The organism is Rhizobacter sp. P5_C2, assembly GCF_054049715.1.
Genome location: NZ_JBFULV010000003.1, coordinates 92042 through 115246, shown reverse-complemented (window position 1 = coordinate 115246; position 23205 = coordinate 92042). Strand labels below are relative to the sequence as shown.

Annotated in this window: 28 protein-coding genes and 1 tRNA gene; 23 read left to right on the top strand and 6 right to left on the bottom strand. The window is 66.8% G+C overall.

Annotated features, from left to right (window positions below; all coding sequences use genetic code 11):
• Window positions 1-41: 41 nt before the first annotated feature.
• The 9 genes from ACXJLU_RS01920 to ACXJLU_RS01880 all read left to right on the top strand — a co-directional run bounded on the left by ACXJLU_RS01920 (window position 42) and on the right by ACXJLU_RS01880 (window position 6192).
• On the top strand, window positions 42-578 hold the full coding sequence (locus ACXJLU_RS01920; protein ID WP_056807984.1) for a Fe-S cluster assembly transcription factor: 537 nt from the start codon (window positions 42-44) through the stop codon (window positions 576-578).
• Between the two features lie 54 nt (window positions 579-632).
• On the top strand, window positions 633-1847 hold the full coding sequence (locus ACXJLU_RS01915; RefSeq protein ID WP_457328824.1) for an IscS subfamily cysteine desulfurase: 1215 nt from the start codon (window positions 633-635) through the stop codon (window positions 1845-1847).
• A 30-nt stretch (window positions 1848-1877) separates the two neighbouring features.
• Complete coding sequence (iscU, locus tag ACXJLU_RS01910) at window positions 1878-2297, top strand: Fe-S cluster assembly scaffold IscU (RefSeq protein ID WP_457328814.1); 420 nt, start codon at window positions 1878-1880, stop codon at window positions 2295-2297.
• A gap of 4 nt (window positions 2298-2301) precedes the next feature.
• Window positions 2302-2625 (top strand): iron-sulfur cluster assembly protein IscA, encoded by a 324-nt coding sequence (iscA, locus tag ACXJLU_RS01905; protein WP_073467653.1) that lies wholly within the window; start codon window positions 2302-2304, stop codon window positions 2623-2625.
• A 65-nt stretch (window positions 2626-2690) separates the two neighbouring features.
• The gene (gene hscB / locus ACXJLU_RS01900; RefSeq protein WP_457328813.1) at window positions 2691-3209 is read left to right on the top strand and encodes a Fe-S protein assembly co-chaperone HscB; all 519 of its coding nucleotides are present in this window, start codon (window positions 2691-2693) and stop codon (window positions 3207-3209) included.
• 5 nt (window positions 3210-3214) lie between these two features.
• Entirely contained in the window at window positions 3215-5071 is a 1857-nt protein-coding gene (gene hscA, locus ACXJLU_RS01895; protein ID WP_457328812.1) for a Fe-S protein assembly chaperone HscA, read from the top strand.
• Window positions 5072-5077: 6 nt separating this feature from the next.
• The gene (fdx, locus tag ACXJLU_RS01890; RefSeq protein ID WP_457328811.1) at window positions 5078-5416 is read left to right on the top strand and encodes an ISC system 2Fe-2S type ferredoxin; all 339 of its coding nucleotides are present in this window, start codon (window positions 5078-5080) and stop codon (window positions 5414-5416) included.
• 183 nt (window positions 5417-5599) lie between these two features.
• The gene (locus ACXJLU_RS01885) at window positions 5600-5872 is read left to right on the top strand and encodes a YlcI/YnfO family protein (RefSeq protein WP_457328810.1); all 273 of its coding nucleotides are present in this window, start codon (window positions 5600-5602) and stop codon (window positions 5870-5872) included.
• A complete protein-coding gene (locus ACXJLU_RS01880) occupies window positions 5869-6192 on the top strand; it encodes a type II toxin-antitoxin system RelE/ParE family toxin (protein ID WP_457328809.1) in 324 nt (107 codons plus the stop codon). Before ACXJLU_RS01885 ends, ACXJLU_RS01880 begins: the two co-directional genes overlap by 4 nt.
• 3 nt (window positions 6193-6195) lie before the next feature.
• Here the strand turns inward: ACXJLU_RS01880 and ACXJLU_RS01875 are convergent, their stop codons facing one another.
• The 5 genes from ACXJLU_RS01875 to ACXJLU_RS01855 all read right to left on the bottom strand — a co-directional run bounded on the left by ACXJLU_RS01875 (window position 6196) and on the right by ACXJLU_RS01855 (window position 10431).
• Complete coding sequence (locus tag ACXJLU_RS01875; protein WP_457328808.1) at window positions 6196-7002, bottom strand: ABC transporter ATP-binding protein; 807 nt, start codon at window positions 7000-7002, stop codon at window positions 6196-6198.
• Window positions 7003-7004: 2 nt separating this feature from the next.
• Window positions 7005-7892, bottom strand: a complete 888-nt coding sequence (gene ntrB / locus ACXJLU_RS01870) for a nitrate ABC transporter permease (protein WP_457328807.1) — start codon at window positions 7890-7892, stop codon at window positions 7005-7007.
• Between the two features lie 20 nt (window positions 7893-7912).
• The gene (locus tag ACXJLU_RS01865) at window positions 7913-9136 is read right to left on the bottom strand and encodes a CmpA/NrtA family ABC transporter substrate-binding protein (protein ID WP_457328806.1); all 1224 of its coding nucleotides are present in this window, start codon (window positions 9134-9136) and stop codon (window positions 7913-7915) included.
• A 286-nt stretch (window positions 9137-9422) separates the two neighbouring features.
• Entirely contained in the window at window positions 9423-10073 is a 651-nt protein-coding gene (locus ACXJLU_RS01860; RefSeq protein ID WP_056807962.1) for an ANTAR domain-containing response regulator, read from the bottom strand.
• A 64-nt stretch (window positions 10074-10137) separates the two neighbouring features.
• Window positions 10138-10431: a hypothetical protein gene (locus ACXJLU_RS01855; RefSeq protein ID WP_143171705.1), complete on the bottom strand. Its 294-nt coding sequence runs from the start codon at window positions 10429-10431 to the stop codon at window positions 10138-10140.
• 185 nt (window positions 10432-10616) lie between these two features.
• Between ACXJLU_RS01855 and tsaD the strand changes: the two genes are divergently transcribed.
• A complete protein-coding gene (gene tsaD, locus ACXJLU_RS01850) occupies window positions 10617-11675 on the top strand; it encodes a tRNA (adenosine(37)-N6)-threonylcarbamoyltransferase complex transferase subunit TsaD (RefSeq protein ID WP_457328805.1) in 1059 nt (352 codons plus the stop codon).
• Here the strand turns inward: tsaD and ACXJLU_RS01845 are convergent.
• On the bottom strand, window positions 11668-12096 hold the full coding sequence (locus tag ACXJLU_RS01845; protein ID WP_457328803.1) for an Hsp20/alpha crystallin family protein: 429 nt from the start codon (window positions 12094-12096) through the stop codon (window positions 11668-11670). The genes tsaD and ACXJLU_RS01845 overlap by 8 nt on opposite strands.
• Window positions 12097-12189: 93 nt before the next feature.
• Between ACXJLU_RS01845 and ACXJLU_RS01840 the strand changes: the two genes are divergently transcribed.
• From ACXJLU_RS01840 to ACXJLU_RS01780, 13 genes are all read left to right on the top strand, one after another.
• Entirely contained in the window at window positions 12190-13485 is a 1296-nt protein-coding gene (locus ACXJLU_RS01840; RefSeq protein ID WP_457328802.1) for a branched-chain amino acid ABC transporter substrate-binding protein, read from the top strand.
• The gene (locus tag ACXJLU_RS01835; protein ID WP_457328801.1) at window positions 13482-14648 is read left to right on the top strand and encodes a pyridoxal phosphate-dependent aminotransferase; all 1167 of its coding nucleotides are present in this window, start codon (window positions 13482-13484) and stop codon (window positions 14646-14648) included. Before ACXJLU_RS01840 ends, ACXJLU_RS01835 begins: the two co-directional genes overlap by 4 nt.
• Before the next feature lie 141 nt (window positions 14649-14789).
• Window positions 14790-15059, top strand: coding sequence for a 30S ribosomal protein S15 (rpsO, locus tag ACXJLU_RS01830; protein ID WP_073467667.1), 270 nt, complete (start codon window positions 14790-14792; stop codon window positions 15057-15059).
• Window positions 15060-15266: 207 nt separating this feature from the next.
• On the top strand, window positions 15267-17381 hold the full coding sequence (gene pnp / locus ACXJLU_RS01825) for a polyribonucleotide nucleotidyltransferase (protein ID WP_457328800.1): 2115 nt from the start codon (window positions 15267-15269) through the stop codon (window positions 17379-17381).
• A gap of 70 nt (window positions 17382-17451) precedes the next feature.
• Window positions 17452-18438, top strand: coding sequence for an NAD(P)H-quinone oxidoreductase (locus ACXJLU_RS01820; protein ID WP_457328799.1), 987 nt, complete (start codon window positions 17452-17454; stop codon window positions 18436-18438).
• 35 nt (window positions 18439-18473) lie between these two features.
• Window positions 18474-19226: a triose-phosphate isomerase gene (tpiA, locus tag ACXJLU_RS01815; RefSeq protein WP_457328798.1), complete on the top strand. Its 753-nt coding sequence runs from the start codon at window positions 18474-18476 to the stop codon at window positions 19224-19226.
• Window positions 19227-19259: 33 nt separating this feature from the next.
• Window positions 19260-19700: a preprotein translocase subunit SecG gene (gene secG, locus ACXJLU_RS01810; RefSeq protein WP_457328797.1), complete on the top strand. Its 441-nt coding sequence runs from the start codon at window positions 19260-19262 to the stop codon at window positions 19698-19700.
• A gap of 145 nt (window positions 19701-19845) precedes the next feature.
• Window positions 19846-19930 (top strand) — tRNA-Leu (locus ACXJLU_RS01805).
• 61 nt (window positions 19931-19991) lie between these two features.
• Complete coding sequence (locus tag ACXJLU_RS01800) at window positions 19992-20351, top strand: NADH-quinone oxidoreductase subunit A (protein ID WP_047502928.1); 360 nt, start codon at window positions 19992-19994, stop codon at window positions 20349-20351.
• Between the two features lie 3 nt (window positions 20352-20354).
• Window positions 20355-20831: a NuoB/complex I 20 kDa subunit family protein gene (locus ACXJLU_RS01795; protein WP_047502926.1), complete on the top strand. Its 477-nt coding sequence runs from the start codon at window positions 20355-20357 to the stop codon at window positions 20829-20831.
• Between the two features lie 8 nt (window positions 20832-20839).
• Complete coding sequence (locus ACXJLU_RS01790; RefSeq protein WP_457328796.1) at window positions 20840-21436, top strand: NADH-quinone oxidoreductase subunit C; 597 nt, start codon at window positions 20840-20842, stop codon at window positions 21434-21436.
• Between the two features lie 23 nt (window positions 21437-21459).
• Window positions 21460-22716 (top strand): NADH-quinone oxidoreductase subunit D, encoded by a 1257-nt coding sequence (locus tag ACXJLU_RS01785; protein ID WP_457328795.1) that lies wholly within the window; start codon window positions 21460-21462, stop codon window positions 22714-22716.
• The gene (locus tag ACXJLU_RS01780) at window positions 22713-23195 is read left to right on the top strand and encodes an NADH-quinone oxidoreductase subunit NuoE family protein (RefSeq protein WP_073467674.1); all 483 of its coding nucleotides are present in this window, start codon (window positions 22713-22715) and stop codon (window positions 23193-23195) included. The genes ACXJLU_RS01785 and ACXJLU_RS01780 overlap by 4 nt, the downstream gene beginning before the upstream one ends.
• Window positions 23196-23205 lie beyond the last annotated feature (10 nt).

Below are 23205 nucleotides of genomic sequence, written 5' to 3'. Positions count from 1 at the left end.
CGTTGACACAGTTGGCCGCCCATCGGCTTCAGGAGAATTTCATGCGTCTGACCACCAAAGGCCGTTTTGCAGTGACCGCGATGATCGACTTGGCTCTGCGTGAGCTTTCGGGCCCGGTTGCGCTCGCAGCGATCAGCGCCCGTCAGCAGATTTCGCTGTCCTACCTCGAGCAGTTGTTCGGCAAACTGCGCCGCCATGGGCTCGTCGAGAGCACCCGCGGCCCCGGCGGTGGTTATTCGCTGGGTCGCAAATCAGAGGAAATCACCGTCGCCGACATCATCGTCGCCGTCGACGAACCGATCGACGCCACCGGCTGCGGCGGCAAGGAAAACTGCATGGGCGAGGACTCCGGCCGTTGCATGACGCACGACCTGTGGGCCAGCCTGAATTCCAAGATGATCGAGTACCTCGATTCGATCTCGCTGCGCAAGCTGGTCGACGAGCAGCTCGCCAAGGGCATCTCGATCGAGGAGCAACCGGTCAAGCGCGCGATCTCGACGCAGCCGGTCGTCAAGCCGATCAAGATCACTGCGCCGAATTCGGTCTTCGCCCTCGGCGGCGCTGCCTTCTCGAAGTAACTGCTTCCAACCTTCGCTTGTTCACCGCTTCTTTGTAGCTGAATTCCCATGGACATGACCCCCCATTTCCCGATCTACATGGACTACGGCGCGACGACGCCGGTGGACCAGCGCGTGGTCGACGCGATGATCCCGTGGTTGCGCGAGCATTTCGGCAACCCGGCCTCGCGCAGCCACGCGTGGGGGTGGGAGGCGGAAGCAGCGGTCGAGAAGGCGCGTGAGCAGGTCGCGGCGCTGGTCGGTGCCGATCCGCGCGAGATCGTCTGGACCTCGGGCGCGACCGAATCCATCAACCTGGCGCTGAAGGGCGCCGCGCAGTTCTACAAGACGCGCGGCAAGCACCTGATCACGCTGAAGACCGAGCACAAGGCCGTGCTCGACACGATGCGCGAACTGGAGCGCCAGGGCTTCGAGGTGACCTACCTCGACGTGCAGGAAGACGGCCTGCTCGACCTCGACACGCTGAAGGCGGCGATGCGCCCCGACACCATCCTGGTCTCGGTGCTGTTCGTCAACAACGAGATCGGCGTCATCCAGGACATCGAGACGATCGGTGCGATGTGCCGCGAGCGCGGCATCATCTTCCACGTCGACGCGGCCCAGGCCACCGGCAAGGTGACGATCGACCTGGCTGCGTTGCCGGTCGACCTGATGAGCCTGGCCTCGCACAAGACCTACGGCCCGAAGGGCATCGGCGCGCTGTACGTGCGCCGCAAGCCGCGCGTGCGCATCGAGGCGCAGATGCACGGTGGCGGGCATGAGCGCGGCATGCGCTCGGGCACGCTCGCGACGCACCAGATCGTCGGCATGGGCGAGGCCTACCGCATCGCGCACGCCGAGATGGGTGCCGACAACGAGCGCATCCGGATGCTGCAGCAGCGCCTGATCAACGGCCTGAAGGACATCGAGCAGACCTTCCTGAACGGCCACGCCGAGCGGCGCGTGCCGCACAACGTGAACATGTCGTTCAACTTCGTCGAAGGCGAATCGTTGATCATGGGCATCAAGGGCATCGCGGTGTCGTCGGGCTCGGCCTGCACCTCGGCCAGCCTGGAACCGAGCTACGTGCTGCGCGCACTCGGCCGCAGCGACGAACTCGCGCACTCCAGCCTGCGCATGACCATCGGCCGCTTCACGACCACCGAAGAAATCGACTACGTGATCACGACGCTGAAAGACCGCGTCGCGAAATTGCGCGAACTCTCGCCCTTGTGGGAGATGTTCAAGGACGGCATCGACATCAGCACGATTCAGTGGGCTGCCCACTGAAGTTGTAGACAAGAAGTACGGAGAACTGAAATGGCTTACAGCGAAAAAGTGGTTGAGCACTACGAGAACCCGCGCAACGTCGGTTCGTTCGAAAAGGGCGACGACACCGTGGGCACCGGCATGGTCGGCGCACCGGCCTGTGGCGACGTGATGAAGCTGCAGATCAAGGTGAACCCGGTGACGGGCCTGATCGAAGACGCGAAGTTCAAGACCTACGGCTGCGGCTCGGCGATCGCGTCGAGCTCGCTGGTGACCGAATGGGTCAAGGGCAAGTCGCTCGACGAGGCGCTGACGATCAAGAACACGCACATCGCCGAAGAACTGGCGCTGCCGCCGGTCAAGATCCACTGCTCGATCCTGGCGGAAGACGCGATCAAGGCGGCGGTGAACGACTACAAGGCCAAGACCGGCGCATCGGCGCTTGCCACCGCCGCTGCCACGACCCACTGAGACCATGGCCGTCACGCTGACCGAAGCCGCGGCACGCCATGTGTCGCGCTACATCACCAAGCGCGGCAAGGGCGTCGGCGTCCGGCTGGGCGTCAAGACGACCGGTTGCTCGGGCCTGGCCTACAAGCTGGAATACGCCGATGACGTGGCGCCTGAAGACGCGGTGTTCGAAGACCGCGGCGTGAAGGTGCTGGTCGATCCGAAGAGCCTGCCGTACATCGACGGCACGCAACTCGACTTCGTGCGCGAAGGCTTGAACGAGGGGTTCAAGTTCCAGAATCCGCGCGAGAAAGACCGCTGCGGTTGCGGCGAGTCGTTCCGCGTCTAGCGCACCAGCGCTTGCCAACCAGGCGCGGCCGCAAGCCGCGCCTTTTTGTTGCCTGAAATCAAGCCATGAAGCTCGATAGCGACGATTTCGAACTGTTCGACCTGCCGCGGCGCTTCGTGCTCGACCGCGACGAGCTCGACGCCCGCTGGCGCGCGCTGCAGGCCGAGGTGCACCCCGACCGCTTCGCCGCCGAGGGCGGTGCGGCCCAGCGTGTCGCGATGCAATGGGCGGTGCGGGTGAACGAGGCCTACCAGCGCCTGAAGAACCCGCTGAAGCGCGCCGCCTACCTGTGCGAGCTGAACGGCGCGGCGATCGACGCCGAGAACAACACCGCGATGCCCGGCAGCTTCCTGATGCAGCAGATGGAATGGCGCGAGGCACTCGACGATGCCGGCGACCTGCCCGCCGTCGAGTCCCTCGCCGACGACGTGGCATCGCATCGCCAGCAGGCCCTTGCCGCCTTGCAGGCCACGCTGGACGAGCGCCACGACTGGGCGGCCGCGGCGCAACAGGTCAGAGCCCTCATGTTCGTAGAGCGCTTTGCCGACGACGTCGATCAGCGCCTGGAAGCGCTGGGACAATAGACACCATGGCCCTGCTGCAAATTTCCGAACCCGGGGGCGCCCCCGATCCCCACCAGCGCCGCATTGCGGTCGGCATCGACCTCGGCACCACGCATTCGCTGGTCGCGGCGGTGCGCAACGGCGTGTCCGAATGCCTGCCGGACGAAACCGGCCATGTGATCCTGCCGTCGGCGGTGCGCTACCTGCCCGAAGGGCGGCGCGAGATCGGCCATGCTGCGCTGGCGCAGGCCGCGATCGATCCGGCCAACACCATCGTGTCGGTCAAGCGCTTCATGGGGCGCGGGCTGCGCGACATCGCGCACGTCGAGAAACTCCCCTACGATTTTGTCGATGCGCCTGGCATGGTGCAGCTGCGCACGATCGACGGCGTGAAGTCGCCGGTCGAGGTGTCGGCCGAGATCCTCGCGACGCTGCGCTACCGCGCCGAGGACACCTTCGCCGACGACCTGTTCGGCGCGGTCATCACGGTGCCGGCCTACTTCGACGATGCGCAGCGCCAGGCCACGAAAGACGCCGCGCAGCTCGCCGGCCTGAACGTGCTGCGCCTGATCAACGAGCCGACCGCCGCGGCGATCGCCTACGGGCTGGAGAACGGCTCCGAAGGGCTGTACGCGGTCTACGACCTGGGCGGCGGCACCTTCGACATCTCGCTGCTGAAGCTGACGAAGGGCGTGTTCGAGGTCGTTGCCACCGGCGGCGATTCGGCACTGGGCGGCGATGATTTCGATCGCACGCTGGCCGACTGGGCGCTGGACCAAGCCGGCCTGCACGCGGACACGCCGCAGGACAAGCGCGCCGTGCTGGTGGCCGCACGCGCCGCGAAAGAGAAGCTGTCGTCGGCCGACCATGCCACGCTGGCGAGCCCGTTGTCGTCCGGCGAGTTGTCGGTGCGCGTGACGCGCGAGCAGTTCGAATCGCTGGGTGCCGCGCTGATGGCACGCACGCTGGCGGCAGTGCGCAAGGTGCTGCGCGATGCGCAGGCCGCGAAGGACGAGGTGCAGGGCGTCGTGATGGTTGGTGGCTCGACGCGCATGCCGATGGTGCAGGCGGCGGTCGCCGGGTTCTTCGGCAAGACGCCGCTGACCAACCTGAACCCCGACGAGGTCGTGGCGTTGGGTGCCGCGATCCAGGCCAATGCGCTGGCCGGCAATGCCGGTGCCGACGAACTGCTGCTGCTCGACGTGATCCCGCTGTCGCTCGGCCTCGAGACGATGGGTGGCCTGGTGGAGCGCATCATCCCGCGCAACAGCACGATCCCGACCGCGCGTGCGCAGGAGTTCACGACCTTCAAGGACGGGCAGACCGCGATGGCGCTGCACGTCGTGCAGGGGGAGCGCGAGCTGGTCAGCGACTGCCGCTCGCTCGCGCGCTTCGAGCTGCGCGGCATGCCGCCGATGGTGGCTGGTGCGGCGCGCATCCGCGTCAGCTTCCAGGTCGATGCCGACGGGCTGCTGAGCGTCAGCGCGCGCGAGGAGGTGTCGGGCGTCGAGGCGGCGATCACCGTGAAGCCGAGCTACGGCCTGTCCGACGACGAGGTCGCGCGCATGCTGACCGAGAGCTTCAGCACCGCCGACGCCGACATGCGCGCGCGCAGCCTGCGCGAGTCGCGTGTCGAGGCCGAGCGCATGCTGCTCGCGACGCGCTCCGCGTTGGCCGCCGATGGCGACCTGCTGAGCGCCGACGAGCAGGCCGCGATCCATCAACTGCTCGCGGCGCTCGAAGCGAGCCGCGAATCCGAAGATCACCACCAGATCGACGCCGCCGTCGAAGCGCTGGCCAAGGGCACCGAAGCCTTTGCGGCCGAGCGCATGAACCGTGGCATCCGGCAGGCGCTGGCCGGCCGGCGCGTCGAGGAAGTCTGAGCCCCCATGCCTGTCATCAAGATCCTGCCCCACCCCGAGTACTGCCCGACCGGCACACAGATCACCGCCACACCGGGCACCTCGGTCTGCGAGGCCTTGCTCGAGAACGGCATCGAGATCGAGCACGCCTGCGAACTGAGTTGTGCGTGCACGACCTGCCACGTCGTGGTGCGCGAGGGCTTCTCGTCGCTCGGCGAGATGGACGAATCCGAGGAAGACCTGCTGGACCGCGCCTGGGGTCTGGAGCCGCAATCGCGCCTGTCGTGCCAGGCGATCCTGTCGCAGGCCGACGTGACGATCGAAATCCCGAAGTACACGATCAACCACGCCAAGGAAAACCATTGATCCTGGCGTAAAAAAACCGCCTGACCCACGCGGATCAGGCGGTTCGGAAAGGGCCGGGCCCTACTGAGGAGATAGACGACAAGCGCATCGCTCTTGCCGAAGTTCTTTAAGCAAGGGGTGTGCCACATGGTGCGGGTCTTCGGTCGCGGCTACACTCGACGCGTCGCAATTGCAACGCAATCCATGAAGCCGTCCACATTCCCTTCGCTTCGCGTCGATGCCGAACTGCGAGAGGCTGCCGAAAGTGTGCTTCGCGAGGGCGAGACGCTGAGCAGCCTGATCGAGACGGCCGTGCGGGACACCATCCAACGCCGACGCGTGCAGGGCGAATTCATCGCACGCGGGTTGAGTTCCGCGGAAGAGGCGCGGCGAACCGGGCTCTACCATGCAGCGGCCGATGTGCACGATGAACTTCAGCGCAGGCTGGACGATCGGCGCAAACGCGTGCTGGGATGAGCGGGAATTTCAAGGTCCGCTACACCGACGCAGCCCGCAACGATCTCCTCGAACTCTTCGATTTCCTGTTGCGGGAGGCTGAAACGATCGAAGACTTCGATCACGCGCAGCTTGCCATCGACACCATTCGCGACGAGGTCGAGCACCGCCTCGGTCACGCACCGTTCCTGTACCGGAAATCGTCAGCCGGCAGCGCGTTCCAGCGGGAGCTGATCATTCCGCTTCGCGGCAGGGGCTACGTCGCGTTGTACGAGATCGAGAACGCCGGGACGGTCACGGTCCTTGCGGTCAGGCATCAACGCGAAGACGACTACCACTGACGCTCAGGCGGCCTGCTCGACGTGGCCGTGCCGCGTGTAGAGAAAGTCCAGCACCTCTTTGCGGTAGTGCACGTACTTGTGATCTTCCGCCAACTCGACCCGATCGCGCGGCCGGGCCAGGTCGATCGACAGGATCTCGCCGATCGTCGCCGCCGGCCCGTTGGTCATCATCACGATCCGGTCCGACAGCAGCACTGCCTCGTCGACGTCGTGCGTCACCATCACCACCGTGCTGTGCGTGCGAGCGACGATTTTCAGCAGTTCGTCCTGCAGATGGGCGCGGGTCAGCGCATCGAGCGCACCGAAGGGCTCGTCCATCAGCAGCACCTTGGGCTCCATTGCCAGCGCCCGCGCAATGCCCACCCGCTGCTTCATGCCGCCGGAGATCTCATGCGGACGCTTGCCCGCCGCATGCGCCATGTTGACGAGTCCGAGCGCCGCCAGCGAACGCTCCTTCAGCTGCGCCTTCGATTCGCTCGCGCCGAACACCCGCTCGACCGCGAGGTGCACGTTCTCATGGCAGGTCAGCCACGGCAGCAGCGAGTGGTTCTGGAACACCACCGCGCGCTCCGGCCCGGGAGCGGCGATCTCTCGGCCATCACATATCAGCGAGCCACCGGTCGGCAGCGTGAGCCCGGCGATCAGGTTCAGCAGCGTCGACTTGCCGCAGCCCGAGTGGCCGATCAGCGTGACGAACTCGCCCTTGGCGACCGACAGGTTGATCTCGCGCAGCGCATGGAAGCGGCCCTTCTTCGTGCTGAACACCATCTCGGCCTGGTGCACCTCGATGAAGCTGGAGTTCGATGCCATGGTCAGACCTCGTCGTAGGTGAAGCGTTTGGCCACCGCGATCAGCGCCCATTCGAGCAGCAGCCCGACGATGCCGATCACGAAGATCGCGATCAGGATGTGCGTGACGTTCAGGTTGTTCCACTCGTCCCACACCCAGAAGCCGATGCCGACGCCACCGGTCAGCATCTCGGCCGCGACGATCACCAGCCAGGCCGTGCCCACGCTCAGCCGCACGCCGGTCAGCATGTACGGCAGCACCGCAGGGAACAGGATGCGCGTCATCACCTTCCACTCCGACAGGTTCAGCACGCGCGCCACGTTCAGGTAGTCGGCCGGCACGCGCTGCACGCCGACCGCGGTGTTGATGATCATCGGCCAGATCGAGCAGATGAAGATCGTCCAGATCGCCGCCGGGTTCGCGGCCTTGAACACCAGCAGCCCGATCGGCAGCCAGGCCAGCGGCGACACCGGGCGCAGCAGGCTGATCAGCGGCGACGCCATGTGGTTCAGGAAGCTGAAGCGCCCGATCAGGAAGCCCGCCGGGATGCCGACCAGCGCCGCCAGCCCGAAGCCGATCGCGACGCGCTGCAGCGAGAACAGGATGTTCCAGCCGATGCCCTGGTCGTTCGGGCCCTTGCTGTAGAACGGGTCCGAGAACAGCTTGACCGCTTCGGTGAAGGTGGCCGCCGGCGTCGGGAAACTGCCGCCGTTCATCGTCAGCAGCGCCCAGATGCCGACCAGCAAACCGATGCCGATCAGCGGCGGCAGCACCTTCAGCAGCAGCCCGTTCCAGTCGAAGGGCATGCGAGGCGCGCTGGGGGCGGGAGCGGGCGCGGCCGTTGGCGGCACGGCGGCAGGCGCCGCATCGTCGGCGCCTGCGGACGGAGAGTGAAACACGGCACTGACCATGGCGTTCTCCTGGAAGGCCCTCAGGCCTTGATCTTGAAACTGTCGGCGTACTTGACCGGGTCCTTGCCGTCCCAGACGATGCCGTCGATCAGCTTCGCGCTGCGCAGCGGCTCCTTCGGCACGTTGATCTTCATCGCGCCCGCGGCCTGCTTGTACAGCTCGATCTGGTTGATCTGCTTCGCGACGCCCAGGTAGTCCGGGTGCTCCTTCAACAGCCCCCAGCGCTTGTGCTGCGTCAGGAACCACATGCCGTCGCTCAGGTACGGGTAGTTCACCGCACCGTCGTTGAAGAACTTCATGTGGTTGGGGTCGTCCCAGGTCTTGCCGAGGCCGTTCTGGTAGCGGCCCAGGATGCGCTGGTTGATCGCGTCGACGCCGGTGTTGACGTACGACTTGTCGGCCACCGTCTCGGCCATCTTCAGCTTGTTCTGCAGGCTCGCATCGATCCAGCGGCTCGCCTCGATCACCGCCATCATCACGGCGCGCGCGGTGTTCGGGTACTTCTTGACGAACTCGCCGGTGGTGCCCAGCACCTTCTCGGGGTGGTCCTTCCAGATGTCCTGCGTGGTCACCGCGGTGATGCCGATGCCGTCCATGATCGCGCGGTGGCCCCAGGGCTCGCCGACGCAGTAACCGTCCATGTTGCCGACGCGCATGTTGGCCACCATCTGCGGCGGCGGCACGGTGATGACCTTGGCATCCTTCATCGGGTTGATGCCGACGCTCGCGAGCCAGTAGTACAGCCACATCGCGTGCGTGCCGGTCGGGAAGGTCTGCGCGAAGGTGTATTCGCGCTTGTCGGTGGCCATCACCTTGGCGAGCGACGCGCCATCGACCGCGCCCTTGTCGGCCAGCTTCTTCGACAGCGTGATCGCCTGGCCGTTGTTGTTCAGCGTCATCAGCACGGCCATGTCCTTCTTCGGCCCGCCCACGCCCAGGTGCACGCCGTAGACCAGGCCGTACAGCACGTGCGCCATGTCGAGCTCGCCGTTGACCAGCTTGTCGCGCACGCCGGCCCACGAGGCCTCCTTGGTCGGGATGATCTTGACGCCGTACTTCTTGTCGAAGCCGAGCACCGAGGCCATCACGACCGACGCGCAGTCGGTCAGCGGGATGAAGCCGATGCGCACTTCTTCCTTCTCGGGCTTGTCGGAGCCTTGCGCGTACACCGCGCTCTGCAGCCCCGGCACCAGGCCGGCTGCACCGCCGGCGGCAGCGGCTTTGATCAGGGTTCGGCGGCTCATCAGGTTCTTTCGCGTGAGTGGGCTTGTCATGGCGTGGCTCAGGTTCTCGGAAAGCAAAAACAAAAAGGCGTCCGCACGGTGCAGGCGGGGCCTGTCACGTGGGGACGCCATCGTCCGACCCGCCTCGCGCCAACCTTGGTGCGTGCGGATGTCTGTGGAAGATCGCCGTTGACCTTCCGCCAGGGCTTACGCAAGCGGCGTGCCACAGCGGTCTTCCGGGGAACAGGGCAGGGTGGAGATGCTGCGACGCACCAATTGCGCCGCATGCCGCACTGCCGAAGTGCGTTCAGCCGAGCAGGTCGGAGACGTCGAGGATGCGCTGGGCGACGTCGGCGAGCCGCAGGCCCTTGTCCATCGCGGCCTTGCGCAGCCGTGCATAGGCGGCTTCTTCGCTCAGGCCCTGGCGCGACATCAGCAGGCCCTTTGCGCGGTCGATCAGCTTGCGGTCCGAGAGCTCGGTGCGTGCATCGGCCAGCTCGCGGCGCAGCCCTTCTTCATGCCGGAAGCGCGCCATCGCGACGTCCAGCACCGGCTTCACCCGCTCCGGCGCGAGGCCGGCCACCACGTAGGCGGTGACGCCGGCGGCGATCGCATCGGGCACATGGCTGGTGTCGTCGTCGTCGGTGAACAGCACGATCGGCCGGCGCGCATCGCGGGTGGCCATCACGACATGCTCCAGCGTGTCGCGCGCCTGGCTCTCGGCGTCGATGATGATCATGTCGGGCTGGATCTGCGCCAGCCGGTCCGGCAGGTAGACGTCGGCCGGCAGCACCGCGACGATGTTGTAGCCGTTCTCCAGCAGCCCGATGCGCAGCGCCCGCGAGCGCTCGGCCTCGATCGGGTCGGGCGCGCCTTCGCTGCCGTCGGGGGCGAGCGTGTCGGGGGCAACGATGACGATGCGCAGGACCGGGGCGGTCGGCGCGCGCGGCGGCTTCATGGCGACGAGCGCAGCAACATCCGCGCCACGCGGTGGGCGCGCCGTGTGCCGGATCGCCGGAAAATCAGCGCTCGTGAGGTGTCGTGTGCAGTGCGCGGCGGATCCAGCCACCCAGCGGCCGCAGCGAGTCGAACACCGAATCGGTGTGCGGCACGTCGAACTCGCGTTCTTCGAGCAGGCCTTGCGCTTCGAGCGCGTCGATGAAGAGTTGCACCTCCTGGCGCTTCAGCCCGGCGATGGAAGCGAGTTGCTCCAGCGTCATGTGCCGGTGCGACATGTCGCTCAGCATCCGGCGATACGCGGTGCGATGGAACGGCGCGGGTAGCTCCGTCCAGGCCAACAGGCGGTATTCCTTCATGGGGGTTCCCTAACGACGTTGTTGTAGTTGGCAGTTGCTTCGATGCACTGCTCGGGCTCGGAGGGTAGTCGCCCGCGGCCGAACGGGGAAGGGGGTCGGATAGGGATAAAGGGTAAACCCTTGTGTCGGCCGTGACGGATTTGGCGCCGACAGGCCGTTGCGAACGCGCTGGCTACACTCGCTGGATGAAGGTCCTGGGCGTGGAATCATCGTGTGACGAAACGGGCGTGGCGCTGGTGGAGGCCGGCCCGACGGGGGTTCCGACCCTGCTGGCCCATGCGCTGCACAGCCAGATCGCGATGCACCAGGCCTATGGCGGCGTGGTGCCGGAGCTGGCCTCGCGCGATCACATCCGGCGCGTGCTGCCGCTGACCGAGCAAGTGTTGCGCGAGGCCGGCGCGACGCTGGCCGAGATCGACGTGGTGGCGTTCACGCGCGGGCCGGGCCTGGCGGGGGCGCTGCTGGTGGGAGCCGGTGTCGCGTGCGCGCTGGCCGCGTCGCTCGGCAAGCCGGTGCTCGGCGTGCACCACCTCGAAGGGCACCTGCTGTCGCCGTTCCTCGCAAGCGATCCGCCGGCGTTTCCGTTCGTCGCGCTGCTGGTGTCCGGCGGCCACACGCAGCTGATGCGGGTCGACGACGTCGGCCGCTACGAACTGCTCGGCGAAAGCATCGACGATGCGGCCGGCGAGGCCTTCGACAAATCGGCCAAGCTGCTCGGGCTGGGCTACCCGGGCGGGCCGGCGCTGGCGCAACTCGCCGAATCGGGCCGGCCCGATGCCTACGCGCTGCCGCGGCCGCTGCTGCACAGCGGCGACCTCGATTTCTCGTTCGCCGGGCTGAAGACCGCGGTGATGACGCAGCTGCGCAAGCTCGGCGACACGCCGACCGATGTGCAGCGCGCCGACGTGGCCGCGTCGACGCAGGCCGCGATCGTCGAGGTGCTGCTGAAGAAATCGCTCGCGGCGCTGAAGCAGACCGGGCTGAAGCGGCTCGTCGTTGCCGGCGGGGTCGGTGCGAACAGCCGCTTGCGCGCGCAGTTGAACGCCGAATGTGCGAAGCGCCAGGTCAGGGTGCATTACCCCGAACTGGCGCTGTGCACCGACAACGGCGCGATGATCGCGCTCGCCGCCGCGATGCGGCTGCAGCGTGGCGCCGCGGCCGGCCACGACTACGGCTTCGACGTGAAGCCGCGCTGGCCGCTGGCGTCGCTCGCCGCGGCCGATGCGCCGGCTGAGATCAGCTGATGCTGATCTGCGTCGCGCCGGTCGGCACGCGCTTGGCGAGCGTCAGCGTCAGCACGCCGTTCTCGAACTTCGCGTTCGAGTTCGCCTGGTCCACTTCGGCCGGCAGCGCGACCGTGCGGGCGTAGTGCGCCGCGGCGCGTTCGCGGTACAGCACGCGCTCGCCTTCCTTGGCGTCGGCGGTCTTCGCGTCACCGGCTTCCAGCGTCACGCGGCGGCCTTCCACCGAGACCTTCAGCTGGTCTTTCGCGAGGCCCGGCAGGTCCAGCGTCAGCGTGTACGCGGTGTCGCTCTCGACGACGTCGAGGGCGGGCACGCGCGGCTGGGCCGCTGCGGGCGGCAGGCGGTCGGCGAACAGGTGATCGAAAGCGCGCTCGAGCGAGGTGGCACGGCGCGACGACAGCGAGGGGGTCAGAACGAACATGATGGCTCCTACAATCCATTCAATCGCTGCACAGCGCAGCAACCATGCCGCTGAAACTTGGAGCGGCATTTTTGTTTTCAAGTGGGTTGAAAAATGAAGATCGTGCGTTGGGTGAAGCGCTGTGCTGCAGTGCTGGCGGGGCTGGCGCTGGCAGGGCAGGGGATCGCGGCACCTGCAACCGCCGCGGCACCGGAGCCGGTGCGCGTGGCCCTGATCGAAGGCCTGTCCGGCGCGTTCGCGAACGCCGGCGAGGCGGTCTACCGCAACCTGCTGTGGGCCGTCGAGCGCGTGAACCAGCGCGGCGGCGTGAACCTGCCCGATGGCCGCCATCCGCTCGAGCTGGTGCGCTTCGACAGCAAGGGCAGCAACGAAGAGGCGCTGTCGCTGCTGCGCTCGGCGATCGACCAGAAGATCGGCGTCGTGATGCAAGGCAACAGCTCGGCCACCGCGGCCGTGCTGATCGATGCGCTGAACAAGCAGAACCAGCGCGAGCCGTCGCGCCGCGCGATCTTCCTGAACTACTCGGCCGTCGACCCGGCGCTGACGAACGAGAAGTGCAGCTTCTGGCACTTCCGCTTCGATGCGCATGCGGACATGCGGCTGCAGGCGCTGACCGACGTGCTCGCTGCCGATGTGCGCGTGAAGAAGGTCTACCTGATCGGCCAGGACTACAGCTTCGGCCAGAGCGTGCTGCGCCAGGCGCGCACGATGCTCGCGGCCAAGCGGCCCGACATCGAGATCGTCGGCGACGAGCTCCATCCGCTCGGCCGCATCAAGGATTTCCTGCCGTACGCCGCGAAGATCAAGGCGAGCGGTGCGCAGGCGGTGCTCACCGGCAACTGGGGCAACGACCTGACGCTGCTGATCCGCGCCGGGCGCGAGGCCGGGCTGGACGCGCGCTTCTACACCTTCTACGGCAACGCGCTCGGCGCGCCGGCGGCGATCGGCGAGGCCGGTGTCGACCGCGTGCTGGCGGTGGCCGAATGGCATCCGAACGTCGGCGGCGCGGCCTCGGACAAGTTCTATGCGGCATTCCGCGAGCGCTTCCCGAACCCGCAGGACGACTACGTGCACATGCGCATGCAGGCGATGGTCGAGATGTTGGCGGCGGCGATCGAGAAGGCCGGCAGCGCCGACCCGCTGGCCGTGGCGCGCGCGCTCGAAGGCCTGAAGCTGGACCCGCGCTACCTCGGCGGCTTCCACCATGGCACGATGCGCGCCGGCGACCACCAGTTCGAGCAGCCGCTGGTCGTCAGCGTGATGCAGCGCGTCGGCAGCCCCGGCGTGCGCTTCGACAACGAGGGCTCCGGCTACGGCTTCAAGACCGTGCTGCAGCTCACCGAATCCCAGACCGAGATGCCGCACCGCTGTGCGATGGAGCGCCCATGAGAGATGTGATTGCGAACCTGCCGGCATCGAAGATCCGCGAAGTCGCGAATGCGGCAATCGGCCGCACCGACGTGCTGCCGTTCTGGTTCGGCGAGAGCGACGAGCCGACGCCGGATTTCGTCACCGAGGCCGCGGTCGCATCGCTGCGCCGCGGCGAGACGGCGTATGCGCACAACCTCGGCCTGCCGGAGCTTCGTGACGCGCTGGCGGGCTACGCGAGCGGGCTGCACCGGCCGGTTGGCGCCGAGCGCATCGCGGTCACGTCGTCGGGCGTCAACGGGCTGATGATCGCGACGCAGGCGCTGGTCGGCGCCGGCGACGAGGTGGTCGCGGTGGTGCCGGTGTGGCCGAACATCACCGCGCAGCCGGCGATCCTCGGGGCCGACGTGAAGCGGGTGTCGCTGCAGGTGCGCGACGGTGCGTGGCAGCTCGACCTCGAGCGCCTGCTGTCCGCGATCACCGGCAACACCCGGCTGCTGCTCGTCAACGCACCGAACAACCCGACCGGCTGGACGATGACCCGCGCCGAGCAGCAGGCGGTGCTCGATCACTGCCGCCGCACCGGCACCTGGATCGTCGCCGACGAGGTCTACGAGCGGCTTTACTACGAGCCGGGGCCTTTCTCTGAGTCAAGCCGTGCGGCGCCGAGCTTCCTCGACATCGCCGAGGCCGACGACCGGCTGGTGGTCGCGCACAGCTTCTCGAAGAGCTTCCTGATGACCGGCTGGCGGCTCGGCTCGCTGGTCGTGCCGGCGGCGCTGACGGCCGACATCGGCAAGCTGATCGAGTTCAACACCTCGTGCGCGCCGGTGTTCGTGCAGCGCGCCGGCATCGCGGCACTGCAGGGCGCCGGCGGCTTCGTGCCGGGCCTGATCGGCCGGCTGAAGGCCTGCCGCGACACGCTGGTGCCGCGCCTGCAGGCGCTGCCGGGCGTCACGCTGGCGATGCCGGCTGGCGGCATGTACGCCTTCTTCCGCGTCGATGGCGAAGACGATTCGCTGGCGCTGGCGAAGCGGCTGGTCACCGGCGTCGGGCTGGGCCTGGCGCCCGGCGCGGCCTTCGGCGACGAGGCCGAGGGCTGGCTGCGCTGGTGTTTCGCGTCGCGCGACCCGGCACGGCTGGTGGAAGGGGTGGATCGGCTGAAGCGCGCGTTGAGGCTATAATCGACGGGCTTTGCGTCCTGATCCCATCAAGATGGGTGCCCAGGGTGCCAGGCAAATCGCACGGCGCGGGTCAGTTTCACCCGCGACCGCAAGTAGCAACCTCCCGCCCACAAACCCTGGCGGGAACATCAGGAAACTGACATGTCCGTCGCAGATCTGAACAAGGCCGAGATCGTCAAGGCCAATGCCCGCACCGCCAACGACACCGGGTCCCCCGAAGTGCAAGTGGCCCTGCTGACCGCCCGCATCAACGAGCTGACCCCCCACTTCAAGCTGCACCTGAAGGACCACCACGGTCGCCGCGGCCTGCTGAAGATGGTCAACACCCGCAAGAGCCTGCTGGCCTACCTGCGCAAGACCGATGCCGACCGCTACACCGCGCTGATCCAGAAGCTGGGTCTGCGCAAGTAATCCGCGAATGAAAGCCGAGAGCCTGTCTGGATCACCAGCACAGGCTCTTTGCGCTTTTGGAGCTGAGCACCCACAGATGACGATGTGTCATTCCACCAGCGTTCGAAGTCATGAGCGCCGCTGGAATGGCATCGCGCCAGGTTGCCGCAGTTCCGGGTCGAAAGGCGCCGCCCTCACGAGGCGCTGACAACAAACCGGAGAAATGACATGAGCATGTTCAACAAAGTCACCAAGACCTTCCAATGGGGCCAGCACTCGGTCACGCTGGAAACCGGCGAGATCGCCCGCCAGTCGAGCGGTGCCGTGCTGGTCAACATCGAGGACACCGTGATCCTCGCCACCGTGGTCGGTGCCAAGAACGCGAAGCCGGGCCAGGATTTCTTCCCGCTGACCGTCGACTACATCGAGAAGACCTACGCCGCCGGCAAGATCCCCGGCAGCTTCTTCAAGCGTGAAGGCCGCCCGAGCGAACTCGAGACGCTGACCTCGCGCCTGATCGACCGCCCGCTGCGCCCGCTGTTCCCCGAAGGCTTCTACAACGAAGTCCAGGTCGTGATCCACGTGCTGTCGCTGAACCCGGAAGTCTCGGCCGACATCGCCGCGCTGATCGGCTCGAGCGCCGCGCTCGCGATCTCCGGCATCCCGTTCAACGGCCCGATCGGTGCCGCACGCGTCGGCTACGTCAACGGCCAGTACGTGCTGAACCCGGGCAAGACCCAGCTGCTCGATTCGCAGATGGACCTGGTCGTCGCCGGCACCGAAGCCGCCGTGCTGATGGTCGAATCCGAAGCCCAGCAGCTGAGCGAAGAGATCATGCTCGGCGGCGTGGTCTACGGCCACGACCAGAGCAAGATTGCCATCGCCGCGATCAACGAACTCGTGCGTGAAGCCGGCAAGCCTTCCTGGGACTGGGCCGCGCCCGCCAAGGACGAAGCCTTCATCGGCAAGATCACCGGCCTGGCCGAAGAGAAGCTGCGCGCCGCCTACCAGATCCGCTCGAAGCAGGCCCGCACGCAGGCCACGCGCGAAGCCACCGCGTCCGTCGTCGCCGCGCTGACCGCTGAAGGCGTCGTGGTCGACAAGGTCAAGGTCGACAACGTGCTGTTCGACATCGAAGCCCGCATCGTGCGCAGCCAGATCCTGTCGGGCGAGCCCCGCATCGACGGCCGCGACACCCGCACCGTGCGCGCGATCGAGATCCGCAACGGCGTGCTGCCGCGCGTCCACGGCTCGGCGCTGTTCACCCGCGGCGAGACGCAGGCGCTGGTCGCCGCGACGCTCGGCACCGACCGCGATTCGCAGAAGATCGATGCACTCGCCGGCGAGTACAGCGAGCACTTCATGCTGCACTACAACATGCCTCCGTTCGCCACCGGCGAAACCGGCCGTGTCGGCACCCCGAAGCGCCGCGAGATCGGCCACGGCCGCCTCGCCAAGCGCGCGCTGGTCGCGGTGCTGCCGGACCGCGTCGAGTTCCCGTACTCGATGCGCGTGGTCTCGGAGATCACCGAATCGAACGGTTCGTCGTCGATGGCCTCGGTGTGCGGCGGCTGCCTCGCGCTGATGGACGCCGGCGTGCCGCTGAAGGCGCACGTCGCCGGCATCGCGATGGGCCTGATCAAGGACGGCAACCGCTTCGCGGTGCTGACCGACATCCTCGGCGATGAAGATCACCTGGGCGACATGGACTTCAAGGTCGCCGGCACGACCGCCGGCGTGACCGCGCTGCAGATGGACATCAAGATCCAGGGCATCACGAAGGAAATCATGCAGGTCGCACTGGCGCAGGCCAAGGAAGCGCGTCTGCACATCCTCGGCAAGATGACCGAAGCGATGGGCGAAGCCAAGACCGAGGTCTCGCAGTTCGCACCGCGCCTGTACACGATGAAGATCAACCCGGAGAAGATCCGTGACGTGATCGGCAAGGGCGGCGCGACCATCCGTGCGCTGACCGAAGAAACCGGCACCACGATCGACATCGGCGAAGACGGCACGATCACGATCGCGTCGGCCGACTCCGACAAGGCCGCCTACGCGAAGAAGCGCATCGAAGAGATCACCGCCGAAGTCGAAGTGGGCAAGGTCTACGAAGGCCCGATCACCAAGCTGCTCGAGTTCGGTGCGCTGGTCAACCTGCTCCCGGGCAAGGACGGCCTGCTGCACATCAGCCAGATCGCGCACCAGCGCGTCGAGAAGGTCACCGACTTCCTGAAGGAAGGCCAGATCGTCAAGGTCAAGGTGCTCGAGACCGACGAGAAGGGCCGCGTCAAGCTGTCGATGAAGGCCCTGATCGACCGCGACCAGGCGCCTGTGCAGGAGTGATGACCGGCCGCGCGGCCGCTGCGTCTCGACGCGGTGGCCGTGTGGCGGCGTCCTGCCCACCGAGCTTCCGATGAAAGCCATCGCGATCACCACCCCCGGCGCGCCCGACGTGCTGCGCGCCATCGAGCGCGCGGCACCGGTGCCTGCGGCCGGCGAGTTGCTGATCCGCGTGGCCGCGTCGGGCGTCAACCGGCCCGACGTGCTGCAACGCAAGGGCCTGTACCCGGTGCCGCCGGGCGCGTCCGACCTGCCGGGGCTGGAGGTCGCGGGCGAGGTGATCGGTGGCGATGCGGCGGCGCTGGCCGAGGCCGGCATCGCGATCGGCGACCGCGTCTGCGCGCTGGTGGCCGGTGGCGGCTATGCCGAGCTGTGCGTCGCACCGGTCGGCCAGTGTCTGCCGGTGCCGAAGGGCTTCAGCGACATCGAGGCCGCCAGCCTGCCCGAGACCTTCTTCACCGTCTGGTCCAACGTGTTCGAGCGCGCGCACCTGCAGCCCGGCGAGACGCTGCTGGTGCAGGGCGGCACCAGCGGCATCGGCGTCACCGCGATCCAGTTGGCGAAGGCCTTCGGTGCGCGCGTGATCGCCACCGCCGGCAGCGACGACAAGTGCGCCGCCTGCGTGGCGCTCGGCGCCGACCACGCGATCAACTACCGCACGCACGACTTCGTCGCCGAAGTGAAGCGGGTCACCGACGGCCGCGGTGCCGACGTGATCCTCGACATGGTGGCCGGCGACTACATCGCCCGCGAGCTGCAGTGCCTGGCCGACGACGGCCGCATCGCGCTGATCGCGGTGCAGGGCGGCACGGCAGCGCAGATCGACGCCGGTGCCGTGCTGCGCCGGCGGCTGACGATCAGCGGCTCGACGCTGCGCCCGCGCTCGGTCGCGTTCAAGACCGCGATCGCGAAGGCGCTGCGTGAGCAGGTGTGGCCGTGGCTCGAAGCCGGCCGCGTGAAGCCGGTGATCCACCAGGTGTTCCCGGCCGCGCAGGCGGCCGAGGCCCACACGCTGATGGAATCGAACCAGCACATCGGCAAGCTGGTGCTCACATGGTGAGTACCCCACTGAGCGCTCAGCAAGGAGCTTCGGGCATGCGTCGCAAACTCGTCGTCGGCAACTGGAAGATGAACGGCAGCCGCGTGGCCAATGCCGAGTTGCTGGCCGGGCTGGTGGCGGCCGGTCCGTTCGATGCCGATGTCGCGGTGTGCGCGCCGTTCCCGTACCTTGGCGAGGTCGCGCTGTCATTGCAAAGTCAGTTGCAAGAGCGGCGCCTGGCCTGGGGCGCGCAGGATTGTTCGAAGCACGACAGCGGTGCCTTCACCGGCGAGGTGTCGGCATCGATGCTGGCCGAGTTCGGTTGCCGCTATGTGATCGTCGGCCACTCCGAGCGCCGTGCGCTGCATGCCGAATCCGATCAACTCGTCGCCGACAAGGCGAAGGCCGCGCTCGCCCACAAGCTGACGCCGATCGTCTGCGTCGGCGAGACGCTGGCCGAGCGCGAGGCCGGGCAGACCGATGCTGTCGTCAAGCGCCAGCTGTCGGCGGTGATCCACACGCTCGCGCACTGCATCTCGCAGGTCGTCGTGGCCTACGAGCCGGTGTGGGCGATCGGCACCGGCCGCACCGCGTCGCCCGAGCAGGCGCAAGCGGTGCATGCGCTGCTGCGCGCGCAACTGCACGCGGCGACGCAGAATTCCGATGAGATGTTGTTGTTGTACGGCGGGAGTGTGAAAGCCGACAACGCCGCCAGCCTGTTTGCCCAAGCCGACATCGACGGCGGGCTGATCGGCGGGGCGTCACTGAAGGCCGCGGATTTCGCGGCCATATGCAAAGCCGCGGCCTGACCCGCGGCCCCTGATTTTTCTGGAGCAAGAACAATGCAAGTGCTGTTGAATTTCGTCGTGGCCGTCCAGATGCTGGCCGCCCTGATCATGATCGGCCTGGTGCTGGTGCAGCACGGCAAGGGGGCCGACATGGGTGCCTCGTTCGGCAGCGGCTCGTCCGGCAGCCTGTTCGGTGCCACCGGCAGCGCGAACTTCCTGTCGCGCTCGACGGCGGTGTGCGCGGCGGTCTTCTTCGTCTGCACGCTGACGCTCGCGTACTTCTCGCACGAGCGCGCGATCGGCGCGGCCCAGTCGGGCACCTCGACCATCCTCGATCGCGCGCCTGGCCTCGCTGCCAGCGCTCCCGTCGGTGGCGCGTCGGGTGCGGCTTCGGGCGCGGGCGCGATCCCGGCTGATGCCTCCGCTTCGGCTGCAGTCGTCCCGGCCGCGCCGGTGCAGGCTGCGTCGGGTGCCGGCGCGATCCCGACCAAGTGATTCGCAAGGTAAAGACCTGTCCGGGTATCCGACTGTCGTGCTGCACTGCGGTGCACAGCGCGTAAACCCGGGGTCTTTGAGGTTAGAATTTGCGGCTGTTCGGTAAGCCAGTCCTCATGCCAACCGAACAGCGATTTTGAGTGCAGCCGTCGTGGTGAAATTGGTAGACACGCTATCTTGAGGGGGTAGTGGCGAAAGCTGTGCGAGTTCGAGTCTCGCCGACGGCACCAGATCTTTGAACGAGGCACTTACCCAGTGCCTCGTTTGTTTCAAGACCGCTCAAACCACACCATGAACCTCGCTCCCTACCTGCCCGTCATCCTGTTCATCCTGGTCGGCGTAGGGGTAGGCGTAGCGCCTCAGGTGCTCGGTTTCCTGCTGGGTCCGCACAAGCCGGACGCCGCGAAGAATTCCCCCTACGAATGCGGCTTCGAGGCCTTCGAAGACGCGCGCATGAAGTTCGACGTGCGCTACTACCTCGTCGCGATTCTCTTCATCCTGTTCGACCTCGAGATTGCATTTCTCTTTCCGTGGGCGGTGTCGCTCAAGGAAATCGGTCCGGCGGGCTTCTGGTCGATGATGGTGTTCCTGGGAATCCTCGTCGTCGGCTTTGCCTACGAGTGGAAAAAAGGCGCCCTTGACTGGGAGTGAGCTATGAGCATTGATGGCGTTCTCAAGGAAGGCTTCGTCACCACCAGCGTCGACACGCTGATCAACTGGTCGAAGACCGGTTCGCTGTGGCCCATGACCTTCGGTCTGGCCTGCTGCGCGGTGGAAATGATGCACGCGGGCGCCGCCCGCTACGACATCGACCGCTTCGGCATGCTGTTTCGTCCCAGCCCGCGCCAGAGCGACCTGATGATCGTCGCCGGCACGCTGTGCAACAAGATGGCGCCGGCGCTGCGCAAGGTCTACGACCAGATGGCCGAGCCGCGCTGGGTGCTGTCGATGGGCTCGTGCGCCAACGGCGGCGGCTACTACCACTACAGCTACTCGGTGGTGCGCGGCTGCGACCGCATCGTGCCGGTCGACGTCTACGTGCCCGGCTGCCCGCCGACGGCCGAGGCGCTGCTGTACGGCGTGCTGCAGCTGCAGACCAAGATCCGCCGCGAAAACACGATCGCCCGCTGAAAGCCCGCATGAGCAAATTGGACACCCTGCAGGCCGCGCTCGAAGCGGCCTTTGCCGGCAAGATCAAGCGCCTGGTGCGCGACCGCGGTGAACTCACGCTGACCGTCACCGCCGAGCACTACGCGGCCGTCGCGCTCGTGCTGCGCGACGATCCGTCGCTGCGCTTCGAGCAGCTGGTCGACCTGTGCGGCCTCGACTATTCGTCGTACAAGGACCAGCCGAACGAAGGCCTGCGCTATTGCGTCGCCTCGCACCTGCTGTCGATCACGCACAACTGGCGGCTGCGCCTGAAGGTGTTCGCGCCCGATGACGACCTGCCGATGGTGGCGTCGGTCAACGACATCTGGAACTCGGCCAACTGGTTCGAGCGCGAGGCCTTCGACCTGTACGGCATCCTGTTCGACGGCCACGTCGACCTGCGCCGCATCCTGACCGACTACGGCTTCATCGGCCACCCGTTTCGCAAGGATTTCCCGACCTCGGGCCATGTCGAGATGCGCTACGACCCCGAGCAGAAGCGCGTGATCTACCAGCCGGTGACGATCGAGCCGCGCGAGATCACGCCGCGCATCATTCGCGAAGACAACTACGGCGGACTGCACTAGAGGCTGGGCCTCAAGGCGACGACATGGCAGAAATCAAGAACTACACGCTGAACTTCGGCCCGCAGCACCCGGCCGCGCACGGTGTGCTGCGCCTCGTGCTCGAACTCGACGGCGAGGTCATCCAGCGCGCCGATCCGCACATCGGCCTGCTGCACCGCGCGACCGAGAAGCTCGCCGAAAGCAAGACCTACATCCAGTCGCTGCCCTACATGGACCGCCTCGACTACGTGTCGATGATGGCCAACGAGCATGCGTACTGCCTGGCCATCGAGCGCCTGCTGGGCGTCGACGTGCCGCTGCGCGCGCAATACATTCGCGTGATGTTCTCCGAGCTGACCCGCATCCTGAACCACCTGCTGTGGCTGGGTGCGCACGGGCTCGATTGCGGCGCGATGAACATCCTCATCTACTGCTTCCGCGAGCGCGAAGATATTTTCGACATGTACGAGGCGGTGTCGGGCGCGCGCATGCACGCGGCCTACTTCCGTCCGGGCGGCGTCTACCGCGACCTGCCCGATGCGATGCCGCAGTACAAGGCCTCGAAGGTCCGCAATGCGAAGACCATCGGGCGCCTGAACGAGAACCGCCAGGGCTCGCTGCTCGACTTCATCGAAGACTTCAGCAAGCGCTTCCCGAAGAACGTCGACGACTACGAGACGCTGCTGACCGACAACCGCATCTGGAAGCAGCGCACCGTCGGCATCGGCGTGGTGAGCCCCGAGCGCGCGTTGAACCTCGGCTTCAGCGGCGCGATGCTGCGCGGCTCGGGCATCGCCTGGGACCTGCGCAAGAAGCAGCCCTACGACGTCTACGACCAGATGGATTTCGACGTGCCGGTCGGTGTCAACGGCGACACCTACGACCGCTACCTGGTGCGCGTCGAAGAGATGCGCCAGGCCAACCGCATCGTGCAGCAGTGCGTCGACTGGCTGCGTGCCAACCCCACCGGCCCGGTCATCACCGCGAACCACAAGGTGGCACCGCCCGGGCGCGTGGACATGAAGTCCAGCATGGAAGAGCTGATCCACCACTTCAAGCTCTTCACCGAAGGCTTCCACGTGCCCGAAGGCGAGGCCTACGCGGCGGTGGAACACCCGAAGGGCGAGTTCGGCATCTACATCGTCAGCGACGGTGCGAACAAGCCGTACCGCCTGAAGATCCGCGCCCCTGGCTTCGCGCACCTTGCCGCGCTCGACGAAATGGCGCGCGGCCACATGATTGCCGACGCCGTCGCCGTGATCGGCACCATGGACATCGTGTTTGGAGAAATCGACCGATGATTTCGGAATCGACCCGCGTCCGCTTCGACCGCGAAGTGGCCAAGTACCCCGCCGACCAGAAGCAGTCCGCCGTGATGGCCTGCCTGGCCATCGTGCAGCAGGAGCAGGGCTTCGTCTCGGCCGACAGCGAGAAGCTGGTCGCCGAGTACCTCGGCATGCCGCCGATCGCGGTGCACGAGGTGACGACCTTCTACAACATGTACAACCAGCAGCCGCGGGGCACGTTCAAGCTCAACGTCTGCACCAACCTGCCGTGCCAGCTGCGCAGCGGCCAGACCGCGCTCGAGCACCTGTGCAGCCGGCTCGGCGTCGACGAAGGCGGCACCACCGCCGACGGGCTCTTCACCGTGCAGAAGAGCGAATGCCTGGGCGCCTGCGCCGACGCGCCGGTGATGCTGGTCAACGACCGCCAGATGTGCAGCTTCATGAACGAGCAGCGCCTCGACGAACTCGTCGACACGCTGCGCGCGGCGAAGTGAACGGGAACCG